Origin of the sequence: Natronincola ferrireducens (assembly GCF_900100845.1) — a bacterium.
GTDB lineage: Bacteria > Bacillota > Clostridia > Peptostreptococcales > Natronincolaceae > Natronincola_B > Natronincola_B ferrireducens.
In genome coordinates, this window is the sequence record NZ_FNFP01000007.1 from 84044 (window position 1) to 97584 (window position 13541).

The following is a 13541-nucleotide window of genomic DNA, read 5'->3' on the forward strand; positions in this document are numbered from 1 at the left end:
AAATATATCTCCTAGGGATAAATGGAAATAAATTTTAAGTAAAAACCTATACATTATGTTGGTTAAGGGATGTAGAAATATTGTTTATAGAATTATTGAGTAAGGATTAGCTTATCATTGTATATTGTTTCCAATAAAAACTAAAATCAATGTACTAAGGAGCTAAAAAAACAACCCAATTATTTCCATAACTTGTTGTTTAGGGTAACACCCTATAACAAAATTTCAAAAGAGTTATAAAGATTACTATAATGAGACAGAATAACAATAATTTAAAGAAAGAAGGAGGAGAAGTCTTTGGATTTTAAAAGAGCTCAAGAAATTGTTAACTCATCAAATCATATTGAGGTGTTATATGAGGGAAAGGCTGTATGGATAGCAGGACTAAATCCCCATAATAAAACAGCTGAAATTCAACAAGGCCCCCAAGCTGTAGAAGGGAAAAAAGAAGTAGCTGTTCAGAAGCTAGTAGATAATGGTGTAATAGGGTAGATAAGATATTTATCTACCCTGTTTTTTGAAATTATTTCGATAGCATATTGACGCCATAAAAACAAAGAGTTAATATATAAATATAAACATATGAACACTTATTCATATGAATTGGAGGTGTGAAATGAAAAAAGAAATAGATGTTTGTGAAGTTCAGTGTATTCATGAGGAAGATGTAAAACAAGTTAAGGGCAGAATGTTAGAAGATAGAATTTTAACAGATATGGCAGAATTTTTTAAGGTTTTTGGAGATCCTACTAGAATCAAAATCCTCTATATTTTATTTCAAAAAGAAATGTGCGTATGTGACATTGCAGCTGTTTTAGAGCTTCAACAGTCGGCAGTATCTCATCAATTAAGGATTTTAAAAAATAAAAGATTGGTTAAATACAGAAGGGAGGGAAAAGTAGTTTATTACACGCTAGATGATAATCATATCAAAAGAATTTTTGATGAAGGTCTCAGTCATATTCAACATAGTTAAACTACTTATAATCAAAGGGGGAAAATAAATGGAAAACATAGAAAAAATTAAGCTGACGGATAAAGTAAAGCAAGATGTTTTTTTAGTGGAAGATGTGGATTGTCCCAATTGTGCCCTGAAGGTTGAGGGAAGAATTTTGAAAATTAAAGGCGTAGAGGCGGCTACCTTAAACTTTTCCACCTCTAAATTATATGTTACCTATGATGGAAAAGTTGAGGAAGTATTAACGGTGTTAAAGGAAACCGGTCATGAAGGTAGGCTGGTGGAAAAGAAAAAAGATAGTATAGACAAAAAAGAAGCTTTATGGTATCACGATAAGAAGACGATTATGACCTTTATTTCTGGTGTTTTTATCACCCTAGGCTTTGTTTTATATTTTGCAACCAGTAACAAAGACTTGTCTAAAGTATTCTTTGCCCTAGCTATGATGACAGGAGGTTATCATATTGCCAAAAGTGGACTTTATGCAGCAAAGTCCTTAAGCTTAGATATGAACTTTCTAATGCTGGTGGCAGCTATTGGAGCAGCGTTTCTAGGAGAGTGGAGTGAGGGAGCTGCTGTAGTATTTTTATTCTCTGTAGGTAATACCCTCCAAACCTATACAATGGACAAAACAAGGAAATCTATAGCCCAGCTGATGGAATTAGCTCCCAAAGAAGCCATTTTAAAAACCTCTAGTGGAGAATTGGTTGTTCCTGTAGAAGATTTGACTTTAGAAGATATAGTTATTATCAAACCAGGGGAAAAAATACCGATAGATGGTGTGGTAGTAAAGGGACACTCCTTTGTAAATCAGGCTCCTATCACTGGTGAATCTATACCAGTAGAAAAAAAGCTTGGAAAAGACGTGTTTGCAGGAACCATTAACCAACAGGGGTTACTGGAGATAAAGGTGACAAAATTAACAGAGGATACAACCTTATCTAAAATTATGCATATGGTGGAGGAGGCTCAAGCCCAAAAAGCACCTTCTCAACAGTTCGTTGATAAATTTGCTAAATATTACACCCCCATTGTAGTGGCATTAGCTATTATGATCGCCATTGTACCACCTATAATAGGGGCAGGTGATTTTTCAATATGGATGAAAAAGGCTTTAATCCTTTTGGTTATTTCTTGTCCCTGCGCCCTTGTTATTTCTACCCCAGTTTCTATTGTGTCAGCTATTGGTAACGCTTCAAAGCAGGGTATTCTTATTAAGGGAGGAGCCTATCTAGAAGAAACAGGAAAAATTAAAGCTATAGCCTTTGATAAGACAGGAACCCTAACCTTAGGAAAGCCATCTATTATAGATATAGACACCATCAATAACGTAGATAAAAAAACTGCCTTAAAGCTTGCAGCTACTTTAGAGAAGGGTTCCGAGCATCCTATTGGAACTGCCTTTTTAGAGGAGGTTAGGCTAGAAGACATTGAACTAGATATACCTCTGGATAATTTTGAAGCCCAGATAGGAAAGGGAATTAAAGGAAGTATTGAGGGAAGGACTTATTATTTAGGAAGTATAAGATTATTTCAAGATAATAAAATAAGCTTAAAGGCTATAGAAAAGAGAATAGAGAATTATCAAGGGGAAGGTAAAACGGTTATTCTTTTGGGGAATGAAGAAGAAATTCTTAGTATTTTTACGGTGGCAGACGAAGTTAGGCAGATGAGTAAAGATGCTATAGCAAGGCTAAAAAAGGCTGGTGTAGAAAAGGCAATCATGCTGACGGGAGACCATCATAATACTGCAGCAGCTGTAGCGAAAACAGTAGGAATAGATGATTTTAAAAGTGAACTGCTACCTCAAGATAAGCTAGAAGCAATAAAAAGCTTAGAAAAACAATATGGAAAAGTAGCAATGGTAGGGGATGGCATCAATGACACTCCGGCTTTAGCAACGGCATCGGTAGGGATTGCCATGGGGGTTGCTGGTACGGATGCAGCTTTAGAAACAGCAGATATTGCATTAATGGGGGATGCTTTAGACAAACTGGCCTATACAGTTTTATTAAGTCGGAAAACTGTAAGGATTATTACTGAAAACATTATCTTTTCCATCTTGGTAAAGGTAATATTTTTAACATTGACATTTATGGGTAGAGCTAACCTGTGGATGGCGGTCTTTGCTGATACAGGAGCATCAATTATCGTTATATTAAATGGTATGAGATTATTAAAAAGCAAATTTGAGATATAGCTAAGGCTATATCTTTTTTCACCATAACAATATATATTATCAACTAAAAACATTTTTTAAAAAAGAATAATTTTGTGTTTAAAGATAGGTTTTGGGGGAATATATAAATTGACGATAATGTCTAAGAAAAATAAAGTGAAAACTTAAAATTATAGGAGGTAAACAAATGACAGAAAGATTAGTTGGTGTTCAAGCACCCTATTTTGAAATGAAAACAGTAGATGGTGAAGGACAAGAATTTGGAAGGGTATCTTTAGATGATTACAAAGGAAAGTGGTTGGTAATGTTCTTTTATCCATTGGACTTTACCTTTGTTTGCCCAACAGAAATTACTGGTTTCAATAAGAAAATTGAAGATTTTAGGAAAATGAACGCTGACGTATTGGGTGTAAGTACAGATAGTGAGCATTCCCATAAGGCATGGATCAATACAGCTCAAGATAAAGGTGGGTTGGGACAGCTAGCTTTCCCATTGGCATCTGATATGACGCAAAAAGTAGCCAGAGATTATGGAATCTTAATTGAAGAAGAAGGTATTGCTTTGAGAGGATTATTTATCATCGATCCAGAGGGTATTTTAAGATATTCTGTAGTACATGATTTAAATGTTGGAAGAAGTGTTGATGAGACGATAAGAGTGCTTCAAGGTCTGCAATCTGGTGGGTTATGTCCCATTGACTGGGAACCAGGAGACGAACATCTATAGGAATAATATCAACAGCAATAAAGAGGGAGCGAAATTCGCTCCCTTTAAATTTATAAAGCTTTCATTTTACCTACTAAATCTGAGCCTATACTATAGGCCTTTTCTAAGCTTTCCTTTCTTTCCATAACAGACTTTTCATCTACATTAGCAACAAAAAGATTTCCTTCATGGTCTGTGTTAATGGATTTAAAGAAAAGCTCCATAATAGGAAGGGTGGCATCAAAAAGATGGGGTTCTTCAGGCATACCAGCAGTGCAAATAAAATATCCTATACGCTTTTTACTTTTATTGATTAAAGAATCATTTAATATATATTTACTCGACCATATTGCTTGATTACGATCGATAATGGTTTTTACTTGAGCACTGATGCTATTGAAATAAAGAGGAGAAGACAAAATAACAATATCCGCTTGATCAAACTTTTCATAAACCTCCCCCATATCATCCTTTAAAACACATCCCCGCTTTCGACCACAGCCGCCACAGGCTTTACATGGGCTAATGTTCAACCTATCGGCATATAGCTTATCTATAGTAATAGGTTCTATAGAAGTTTCTTCTATTCCCTTTAGCATCTCATGGACTAAAGTATCATTGTTTTTCCCCTTCCTAGGACTACCTACAATTGCTAAAACTCTTAACATAGTATATACCTCCTATTATGTATGAAAAATTTAAGGCTTTTTTGCATATAATTTTATTTGTTAAAAAAATTGAATTTCAAACCAATATACCAGTAGACCAAAAACAATACCTGGGACTGTAGTAATAACCGTGGCCCATAGGGCAGAAGGACGATCGATAGCAATCAAAGGTAATAATGCATCACCATCTTGAGAAATAGCATTGGCAAATAGGGCTGCAAAGGGAACAAGGTCCCTTGTGAATAAGGTAACAAATATAATCTGAGGACCGCATCCCGGAATGATACCTATAGAGGCTGCTATAAAAACAGAAAAAATTCCCGTAGTCAACAATGCAGTTTCAATCATATTTTCTCCAATTCCATAATCGCCACCACCGATACCCAACACCAACAGTTCATAGGCTAAAAATCCAACAAATACCCAAGTGATAACAAAAGCTGTGTCTTGAGCATTATGGATGATGGTTTCCTTTAAAGACATGGCCTTTAACTCTGTTTCCTCATGGGTATCATCTCCTAAAAACTTCTTGCTTGCAATCATCATCACAATAGAAAAAATAGTTCCTATAACCCCTAAAGCTCCTGCTATATTTATATTTAAGCCAATAGCTTCTCCTAAATCAAATTGGAATAATTCACCTACTCCAAAGGGCAAAGCTATTGCCAATACAAGCCAGTACATAAAGAAACCCTTATGGGTAACTTTGTATCCTAAAGTATCATGATTTTGGTGTCCCTTTAATTTATGATGAAGCAATAAGTCAATCTCATCACCCTCATCATGACCTATATGGGTAATGAAATCATTTTTACACCCGCTAAATTGATTACATTCATAATGGAGGGATGAATGGTCAGCATCTGCATGATGTTTTTTCACTTCCTCCTTGGTTTTTTGCCTTTTCTTATATTTTGTGAGAATACTTGCACCTAAATTTGTTTGATCTACAGCATACCCTGTGATAATACCAACAATCAAAGACATTAGACTAACGATAATATAATGAAAGGGGTGACTGGCAATCAATACAAATGCAGAATCTCCCATGGTGGCCACCAAAGTAGCTATAACCGTACCAAAGGTAACAGCATTTTTAAAAAATAAAGGCATAATGAAAATGGCACCACCACATCCAGGTGTGAGACCCAATAAGGCTCCTAGGACAGGTTGCCATTTCTTTGATTTTTCTATGGAGGCAATAAAGGCACCAGATTTTTTGAAATTAATAAATCCAAATAATAAAAGAACAAAACCTACAAAAATCCCTACTTCTAGAAATGCATCCTCCATACTGCGTATCACTAAATCTAAAATAACTTCAAACAAGAAAATACCTCCCCTCTTTTATCTGTATTCAAATTATACCCCCTTTTAAGTCAAGGTAGCAACCTTTAGGGTTTATTTTTTCTGCGATTTTCTGCAAACTTCTTTATTTCCTCCTCTTGATGGAGCTCGGAGGAGATTTCCCAATGGATTACAAAGGTTAGAATAAGTCGGAGAATAATGATCGTACCCAATATTTTTATATCATCCATTGTCCGCACCAAAATTGTTCTTAATATTTCACCCCCCAATTTAAACTCCAGCCCTAAAGCTAGTCCCTTTGCTAATTCAATCTTAATACAGGTATCATTAAATGTTAGCTTTTCTTTAACGTACTTGAGAAAACTCCTTAAAGCAGTATAACCTATAATAAATATACCGATTAATTCTAAAGTGCCTATGGCGTAGTGGGCTACTACTTCGATGAAATCTTCTAACATGGTATCCTCCTAGGTCTAGTTGTCTTATGTTAATAGTATGTCCAATCTCTTCAATACAATTTAAAGTCCTACTGATTTCACCAGTAGGACTGTTTTATGGTCATACATTATGTTGCTAATCTAGTGATGGCTAAAACAATTAATATACACCCTGGGATAAAAGAGGTTGTTTCTTTTAATTTGCTGACAATATACTTTTTACCAATACAAATCCCCGACAGTAAAAAAACTAGATTAACAATCGCCACCAATAATAATGTAAACAAGATAATAGAAATGGAAGAAAGAGAAACAGCGATACCTATAGCTAAGGAATCGATAGCTAGAGCAATCCCTAGTAAAATAGCCTCCTTTGTATCAATAACTCCCGAAATGTCTAAATCTACCTTTGAAGGGTCCCTCAACACATTAATGGCTATGCCTAAAGAATTAATACTAATAACAGCAATAGAGGTAGGTTCTTGAACCTTTTCCTTAGGATATTTATAATTCAACCATCCTTGAATGGTAAACCAAAGACCAATGACAATCAAAATACCAGCTCCCACTAAATCCATGGCTATTTGAGGAACTAGCCTTGTTAAAAGATTACCAGCAAAAAAACCTACACTTAAAAGTGAAACTGAAATGAGGTCCAATATAACAAGAGAGCGCAGAGGAACTCTAATATTTTTAATACCGTAAGCGATGCCTACACTTAAACTGTCCATGCTAATGGCTATTGCAATTAAAAGACCTTCAAACATCTAATCCCTCCCCCATTGCATATCCTTTTATTATAGTATGTAGAAACCCATGGGGGGTTACAAAATTTTCCCTAGTGTTTTGTGTGAAAAATGTTGTAAAAAAAAGAAAGTTATGATAGGATAGCTTTAAAATTATATAATCACTTATTTAAATACTTTCAGGGCGGGGTGAAATTCCCCACCGGCGGTAACGTTTTATACGAAGCCCGCGAGCCTTAGTGGCTGATCTGGTGTGATTCCAGAGCCGACAGTATAGTCTGGATGGGAGAAAGTAAATCATTATATTGGAGATACATAATACGTTCTGTTTCCTATGCAAAAGTATTATATATCAATATAAAGAATGTACATTATACCCTGAAAGAAAACATCAGGGTATTTTATTTTGCCTAAAAAGAAAAAATAACAAAAGAAGAGATAGCTGGAGGTGGTGTTATGGAAAAATATTATATGGGAAAAGCCTTAGATTTGGCAAAGCTAGGATGGGGCAAAACAAGACCAAACCCCTTAGTGGGAGCTGTTATTGTCAAGGATGGATATCTAGTAGCAGAAGGTTATCATCATTATTATGGTGGAGATCATGCAGAGGTAGATGCTCTTAAAAAAATTGACTATACTGCAAAAGGCGCTACGATGTATGTTAGCCTAGAGCCCTGTTCTCATTATGGAAAAACCCCTCCTTGCGTTGAAGCCATTATAAAAAGCAAAATAAGCAGGGTAGTAATTGCTATGGAGGACCCCAATCCTCAGGTGGCAGGAAAGGGGATTAGGATATTAAGAGAACATGGCATAGAAGTGGTGACGGGAGTAATGGAGGAAGAGGCTAAGAAATTAAATGAAGTTTTCATTAAATATATTACTACAGAAAAGCCTTTCTGTATTTTAAAAACCGCCATGACACTAGATGGCAAAATAGCCACTACTGAAGGAGATTCTAAATGGATAACCGCCGAGGATGCTAGAGCCTATGTTCATCATATCAGGAATAGGGTAGCAGGAATTATGGTAGGTGTAGGTACTGTGTTGCAGGATAACCCTCAGCTTAATACTAGAATTCTAAATAAAGAAGTAAGGCATCCCACAAGAATTATTGTAGATAGCAAATTAAGGACCCCCCTCCACGCCAATGTAGTAAAGACTGCTAAGGAACAATCTACAATTATAGTAACTACAGAAGAAGCATCAAAAGACAAAATAGATAAATTACGGACATTAGGGGTACAGATCCTTAAGACTAAAGGAAGGGACGGCAAGGTAGACCTTGAAGATCTAATGATAAAGCTAGGACAGCAAAAGATAGATAGTATCCTTCTAGAAGGAGGAGGTACATTGAACTATTCAACACTAGAAGCAGGAATTGTAGATAAGATGTTATCTTTTATTGCTCCTAAAATCATAGGTGGTCAAGCTGCTATCACACCTGTAGAAGGAATAGGTAAAAGCTTAATAAAAGATGCTTTTATTGTAGAGAATATTGGCATACAGCAGTTTCAAAGAGATATTCTCATTGAAGGATATATTAGGAGGAAGGAAGCCATATGTTCACAGGAATTATAGAAGAAATTGGTAGGATCAAAGGAATACACAAAAGTGGAACTGGAGCCAGTATTGTGATTGAGGGCCATAGGGTTTTGGAGGATGTGAAACTAGGAGATAGTATAGCGACCAATGGTGTATGTTTAACAGTAAATCACTTTGATACCTCAAGCTTTAGGGTGGATGTTATGGCAGAAACCATGAGACGAAGCAACTTGAAAAATCTCAAAACCGGCAGTTTAGTTAATTTAGAGAGGGCCGTTGCGGTGGGAGATAGGTTGGGGGGACACATTGTTAGTGGTCATATTGACGATGTGGGGATCATTACCCATTATGAGAAAGAGGATAATGCTGTATGGGTAACGGTTAGTACAAGCCCTGAACTCCTGAAGTATATTGTTTTAAAGGGTTCTATCACCATAGATGGGGTGAGTCTGACGGTAGCCCATGTTGAAGAAGCATCTTTTAAGGTTTCTATTATCCCCCATACTCGAGATGAAACAACCTTGATCAACAAAGGGGTTGGAGAACTAGTTAATTTGGAGTGTGATATGGTGGCAAAATATATAGAAAAGCTGATGCTATTTACAAAGGGAAAAGAGGAAAAGAAGGATATTTCAATGGATTTTTTAGCAGAACATGGATTTATACGATAAAGGAGGAGAAAAATGCAATTCCAATTCAATACAATTGAAGAAGCAATACAGGATATCAAAGATGGAAAAATGATTGTTGTGGTGGATGATGAGGATAGAGAGAATGAAGGGGATTTAGTTACAGCAGCTCAATGTATTACACCAGAAACCATTAATTTTATGGCTAAGTATGGTAGAGGACTGATCTGCTTACCGATGTTGGAAGAAAAGCTAAAAACACTGCAACTTCCTCAAATGGTGCAAAATAATACGGATGATCATGGAACAGCTTTTACAATCTCCATTGATGCTGTGGAGACTACAACAGGAATTTCTGCTTATGAAAGGGCTTTTACAATTCTAAAAGCCGTATCTAATGATGCAAAGCCTGGGGATTTTAAAAAGCCAGGACATATTTTCCCATTGGCAGCAAAACAGGGTGGTGTATTAAGTCGTTCTGGTCATACTGAAGCTTCAGTGGACCTAGCTAGACTAGCAGGTCTATATCCTGCGGGAGTTATTTGTGAAATTATGAGTGAGGATGGAACGATGGCTAGGGTTCCAGAGTTAATGGAGTTTGTTAAGGAGCATAAATTAAAAATTATTACGATAGCTGATTTAATAGCTTATAGAAGAAAAAATGAAAAATTAATTCAACGGGTGACAGAAGCCCATATGCCTACTAAACATGGGGATTTCAAAATAATAGGCTATGAAAACAGCATAAACAATGAACATCATGTAGCCTTGGTAAAGGGAGAAATCACAGAAGATAAACCTGTGTTAGTAAGGGTCCACTCTGAATGCTTAACAGGAGATGCCTTTGGATCTTTAAGGTGTGATTGTGGTGAACAATTTGATGCAGCAATGAAAAAGATTAATGAAGAAGGTAAAGGTGTACTGCTCTATATGCGTCAGGAGGGGAGAGGTATTGGATTGATTAACAAGCTAAAGGCCTATGCCCTGCAGGATGAAGGTTACGATACAGTAGAAGCAAATCTTGCTTTAGGGTTTCCCGAGGATATGCGGGAATATGGAGTAGGGGCCCAGATATTAAAGGATATAGGGATAAAAAAGATCAAACTATTGACGAATAATCCTAAAAAACTGATAGGTTTAGCTGGTTACGACTTAGAAATCGTGGATAGGGTACCTATTCAAATGAATCATAATGAAAGAAATGAGCACTACTTAAGAACAAAACAAGATAAAATGGGACATTTACTAAAATTTAAGGAGGAGAAATAAAACATGAAGGTATTAGAAGGACAATTAACTAGTAAGGATTTGAAATTTGGTATTGTTATTGGAAGGTTCAATGAATTTATAGGAGGTAAATTATTAGATGGAGCGTTGGATGCCATAAGAAGGCATGGAGGAAAAGAAGATGATGTAACTATTAGCTGGGTGCCAGGAGCTTTTGAAATTCCTCTTGTAGCAAAAAAGATGGCCAAGTCAGGTGGGTACGATGCTGTAATTTGTTTAGGAGCAGTTATTAGAGGTAATACACCTCACTTTGATTATGTAGCCAATGAAGTGACAAAAGGAGTAGCTCAAGTGGGTTTAGAATTAGAAGTACCAGTAATATTTGGTGTCCTTACCACAGATACCATCGAGCAAGCAATAGAAAGAGCAGGAACAAAGGCCGGTAATAAAGGCTTTGAAGCAGCAGTGACGGCTATAGAAATGGTTAACCTATTAAAAACTATTGGATAACAACTTATCTTAATTCCTACATTATTAAACAAAACTCATTCTAACCTTGCCAATCATTTGGTATTGCATTGTAATTAAGCTTGCTTAATAAATATAATTTTGTTAATAACCTAGGAGACACCGAGTGTCTCCTTTTGATCTTCTACCATTTTTTAGATTTAGTTGAATTTTTGCTTGATATAACATATAATATTAATGTTAAAATACTAACCAATTTCATAATAATATTAATAATGATTCTCTATTATGAAGGGTTCAAAGAATTTAAAAGCTAAAACCTTTTTGAAACACAGAGTCAAATCAAAGATTAGAAGGAATTTTCTGAATATTTAACGAAAAATTCAGAAAATAATGATTGTTAAAAAAGAAACTATGTTTAATGCAGACGATAAGGGGGTACAATGATGGATAAATCAGTAGAATTGCAGGTGAGAACACCTAAAGGAAGTAGTGAAGAGATGGCAACGGAAGTTATAGAGGTTGATGAAAAAATTAAATTTTTAATTATTTTTGCTTATGCAGCTTTTATTTTACTATCCGCTTTTGCCTTTAATAGTCCTGCTGAAATTATAGGGGGCATGAGAAATATTGTAATCGCACCTAGTATATTAGTGACAGATTACATGGCAGTAGGTAGTATTGGAGCAGCATTATTTAACAGTGGATTATTAATGCTAGCAGCTATTTTTATTGTAAGAGTTAATAAAGTGCATATGAATGGCCCTATTATTGCAGCTATTTTAACTATAGGTGGATTTGCACTTTTCGGGAAGAATATATACAACATCTGGGGAATTATCCTAGGGGTATATTTACATTCTGTTTACCAACAAGAGAAGTTCAGCAAGTTTATTTTGATAGCATTATTCGGAACTGCTTTAGGACCAATGATTAGTCAAGTTAGCTTTGGATTTGGTTTTTCTTCTATTAATGGGATTGTTTTAGGTAGTTTAATAGGTGTTGTAGCGGGATTCATACTTCCACCATTGGCTACTCATTTTGTAAAGTTCCATCAAGGTTTTAACTTATACAACATGGGATTTACATGTGGTATGGTAGGAACCTTTTTTATGGCACTTTTCAGAGCCTTTAATCTCCAAAATCCACCGACATTAATTGTAGCAGAAGGGCATAACTATGTATTAGGAATCTATTTATTTATCATGTTTGCCTCGATGCTTATTATAGGACTTTTATTTAACAATAGGAATTTTAAAGGATACAAGCGTCTCTTACAGCACTCAGGAAGATTGGTAGCGGACTTTGTTAGCTTAAATGGATTTGGATTGAGCTTTATCAACATGGGATTATTAGGAGTTGTTACAACGGGATATGTATTATTGGTGAAGGGTCAATTAAATGGACCAATTATTGGTGGGATTTTTACGGTAGTAGGATTTGGAGCTTTTGGGAAGCATACTAAAAATATAATACCTATATTAATAGGAGTATATATCGCTTCCTTATTCCAAATATGGGATACCAATTCTACAGGAGCTCTATTGGCAGCGTTATTTGGTACCACCCTTGCACCTATAGCAGGACAATTTGGGTGGAAGAGTGGAATTATTGCAGGATTTTTACACATGGCTATGGTAATGAATATTGGATATTTACACGGAGGCATGAATCTATACAACAATGGTTTTTCAGGAGGTATGGTGGCCGCTGTCCTTGTGCCAATAATTGATTCCTTTAAATTTAAAAAGGAGGAATAATCTTTTGACACATGATAAAATGAAGGCGATTAAAATTGTAGATGAACTAATTGCTTTCTACTTTAAGTTAGGCATAACAAAATTTGAGATTGACTTTTGTTATGAAGAAAAAGAAATAAAGATAAGTCTACAGGGAGAATGCAAAAAACCTCCAGTGGAAGAACTGGAAGAGTTAAATGAATTTTTAAATCATCCGCGACAAGAAGAATTTGAAGAATACTATTGGGAACTTGTAGGGGTGAACGATCACTATCAAGAGTTAATCTTATTAGGAGCTTTAGTTGATAATGGAGATATAGATATAAGTAATGGTGAATTACGGATTACAGTTACAAGAAAGAAATAGAAGCTAATTCAAATGATTTTAAGACTCCCTAGGGCAGTGCCCTAGGGAGTCTTTTTATAACTAGATTGGCCGAGATATTGGGTTTCATGGCAGCATTGCTATGTTTTTACATTCAATAGCCTTGACATGTTTTAAAGATCATGTTATATTTATATTCCGCTGTCACAGAGGTTGCTGTTGGGAAGCCTGTTTTTCAACAAAGAATACAAGCCTTCAAAAAAACTCCTAAAAAAGTATTGACAGAGGAAAAGGATTCTGATATAGTAGTAAAAGTCGCCGGAAGTTGAGGGGTGACGGGAGATAAGTTAACACTTAGAAAAAAAGAGATTAAGAAAAACTTTAAAAAAGTGTTGACATAACATCTTGAACATGATATAGTAGTAAAGGTCGTCACTAAGAGGCGGCGAAGAAGAAAATGAAGAAGGTCCTTGAAAATTAAACAGTATAGATATTAAGCCAGCAAAATACATCCATCAAAAAGATGGAACCCAGAAATTTTTTATTAAGAGTTTGATCCTGGCTCAGGATGAACGCTGGCGGCGTGCCTAACACATGCAAGTCGAGCGA

14 protein-coding genes, 1 rRNA gene and 1 riboswitch are annotated in these 13541 nt (G+C 35.7%); of the genes, 11 read left to right on the forward strand and 4 right to left on the reverse strand.

From position 1 onward, the window contains the following. The first annotated feature begins 297 nt into the window (after window positions 1-297). The 4 genes from BLS22_RS12445 to BLS22_RS12460 all read left to right on the forward strand — a co-directional run bounded on the left by BLS22_RS12445 (window position 298) and on the right by BLS22_RS12460 (window position 3864). On the forward strand, window positions 298-492 hold the full coding sequence (locus BLS22_RS12445; protein ID WP_090554184.1) for a small, acid-soluble spore protein, H family: 195 nt from the start codon (window positions 298-300) through the stop codon (window positions 490-492). Window positions 493-616: 124 nt separating this feature from the next. Continuing rightward, window positions 617-976 carry an ArsR/SmtB family transcription factor gene (locus tag BLS22_RS12450; RefSeq protein WP_090554187.1) on the forward strand — a complete coding sequence of 120 codons (360 nt, stop codon included), beginning with the start codon at window positions 617-619 and terminating at the stop codon, window positions 974-976. A gap of 28 nt (window positions 977-1004) precedes the next feature. Next, window positions 1005-3158, forward strand: a complete 2154-nt coding sequence (locus BLS22_RS12455) for a heavy metal translocating P-type ATPase (RefSeq protein WP_090554189.1) — start codon at window positions 1005-1007, stop codon at window positions 3156-3158. Window positions 3159-3324: 166 nt separating this feature from the next. Continuing rightward, the gene (locus BLS22_RS12460; protein ID WP_090554191.1) at window positions 3325-3864 is read left to right on the forward strand and encodes a peroxiredoxin; all 540 of its coding nucleotides are present in this window, start codon (window positions 3325-3327) and stop codon (window positions 3862-3864) included. A gap of 50 nt (window positions 3865-3914) precedes the next feature. Here the strand turns inward: BLS22_RS12460 and BLS22_RS12465 are convergent, their stop codons facing one another. The 4 genes from BLS22_RS12465 to ytaF all read right to left on the reverse strand — a co-directional run bounded on the left by BLS22_RS12465 (window position 3915) and on the right by ytaF (window position 7023). Next, on the reverse strand, window positions 3915-4511 hold the full coding sequence (locus BLS22_RS12465; RefSeq protein ID WP_090554194.1) for a flavodoxin family protein: 597 nt from the start codon (window positions 4509-4511) through the stop codon (window positions 3915-3917). Window positions 4512-4571: 60 nt separating this feature from the next. Beyond that, complete coding sequence (locus tag BLS22_RS12470) at window positions 4572-5840, reverse strand: putative manganese transporter (RefSeq protein WP_090554197.1); 1269 nt, start codon at window positions 5838-5840, stop codon at window positions 4572-4574. 65 nt (window positions 5841-5905) lie between these two features. After that, window positions 5906-6277 carry a DUF1622 domain-containing protein gene (locus tag BLS22_RS12475; RefSeq protein WP_090554200.1) on the reverse strand — a complete coding sequence of 124 codons (372 nt, stop codon included), beginning with the start codon at window positions 6275-6277 and terminating at the stop codon, window positions 5906-5908. A 107-nt stretch (window positions 6278-6384) separates the two neighbouring features. Next, on the reverse strand, window positions 6385-7023 hold the full coding sequence (gene ytaF / locus BLS22_RS12480) for a sporulation membrane protein YtaF (protein WP_090554203.1): 639 nt from the start codon (window positions 7021-7023) through the stop codon (window positions 6385-6387). A gap of 150 nt (window positions 7024-7173) precedes the next feature. After that, a riboswitch (FMN riboswitch) is annotated at window positions 7174-7300 on the forward strand. Between the two features lie 158 nt (window positions 7301-7458). Here ytaF and ribD point away from each other — a divergent pair. From ribD to BLS22_RS12515, 7 genes are all read left to right on the forward strand, one after another. Beyond that, on the forward strand, window positions 7459-8580 hold the full coding sequence (gene ribD / locus BLS22_RS12485) for a bifunctional diaminohydroxyphosphoribosylaminopyrimidine deaminase/5-amino-6-(5-phosphoribosylamino)uracil reductase RibD (protein WP_090554206.1): 1122 nt from the start codon (window positions 7459-7461) through the stop codon (window positions 8578-8580). After that, window positions 8562-9215, forward strand: a complete 654-nt coding sequence (locus BLS22_RS12490; RefSeq protein ID WP_090554209.1) for a riboflavin synthase — start codon at window positions 8562-8564, stop codon at window positions 9213-9215. Before ribD ends, BLS22_RS12490 begins: the two co-directional genes overlap by 19 nt. A gap of 12 nt (window positions 9216-9227) precedes the next feature. Next, window positions 9228-10442: a bifunctional 3,4-dihydroxy-2-butanone-4-phosphate synthase/GTP cyclohydrolase II gene (locus BLS22_RS12495; protein ID WP_090554212.1), complete on the forward strand. Its 1215-nt coding sequence runs from the start codon at window positions 9228-9230 to the stop codon at window positions 10440-10442. Between the two features lie 3 nt (window positions 10443-10445). Further along, entirely contained in the window at window positions 10446-10910 is a 465-nt protein-coding gene (gene ribH, locus BLS22_RS12500; RefSeq protein WP_090554216.1) for a 6,7-dimethyl-8-ribityllumazine synthase, read from the forward strand. Between the two features lie 404 nt (window positions 10911-11314). Next, complete coding sequence (locus BLS22_RS12505; protein WP_090554218.1) at window positions 11315-12628, forward strand: DUF1576 domain-containing protein; 1314 nt, start codon at window positions 11315-11317, stop codon at window positions 12626-12628. Window positions 12629-12632: 4 nt separating this feature from the next. Continuing rightward, window positions 12633-12974 (forward strand): hypothetical protein, encoded by a 342-nt coding sequence (locus BLS22_RS12510; protein ID WP_090554221.1) that lies wholly within the window; start codon window positions 12633-12635, stop codon window positions 12972-12974. 498 nt (window positions 12975-13472) lie between these two features. After that, window positions 13473-13541, forward strand: a 16S ribosomal RNA gene (locus BLS22_RS12515); the annotation flags it as partial.

Excerpts from the sequence above, each read along its gene's own strand:
- BLS22_RS12495 (WP_090554212.1), top strand. The coding sequence starts at position 9,228 with ATGCAATTCCAATTCAATACAATTGAAGAAGCAATACAGGATATCAAA.
- BLS22_RS12455 (WP_090554189.1), top strand. The coding sequence starts at position 1,005 with ATGGAAAACATAGAAAAAATTAAGCTGACGGATAAAGTAAAGCAAGAT.
- ribH (WP_090554216.1), top strand. The coding sequence starts at position 10,446 with ATGAAGGTATTAGAAGGACAATTAACTAGTAAGGATTTGAAATTTGGT.
- BLS22_RS12475 (WP_090554200.1), bottom strand. The coding sequence starts at position 6,277 with ATGTTAGAAGATTTCATCGAAGTAGTAGCCCACTACGCCATAGGCACT.
- ribD (WP_090554206.1), top strand. The coding sequence starts at position 7,459 with ATGGAAAAATATTATATGGGAAAAGCCTTAGATTTGGCAAAGCTAGGA.
- BLS22_RS12460 (WP_090554191.1), top strand. The coding sequence starts at position 3,325 with ATGACAGAAAGATTAGTTGGTGTTCAAGCACCCTATTTTGAAATGAAA.
- BLS22_RS12490 (WP_090554209.1), top strand. The coding sequence starts at position 8,562 with ATGTTCACAGGAATTATAGAAGAAATTGGTAGGATCAAAGGAATACAC.
- BLS22_RS12465 (WP_090554194.1), bottom strand. The coding sequence starts at position 4,511 with ATGTTAAGAGTTTTAGCAATTGTAGGTAGTCCTAGGAAGGGGAAAAAC.
- ytaF (WP_090554203.1), bottom strand. The coding sequence starts at position 7,023 with ATGTTTGAAGGTCTTTTAATTGCAATAGCCATTAGCATGGACAGTTTA.
- BLS22_RS12450 (WP_090554187.1), top strand. The coding sequence starts at position 617 with ATGAAAAAAGAAATAGATGTTTGTGAAGTTCAGTGTATTCATGAGGAA.
- BLS22_RS12505 (WP_090554218.1), top strand. The coding sequence starts at position 11,315 with ATGGATAAATCAGTAGAATTGCAGGTGAGAACACCTAAAGGAAGTAGT.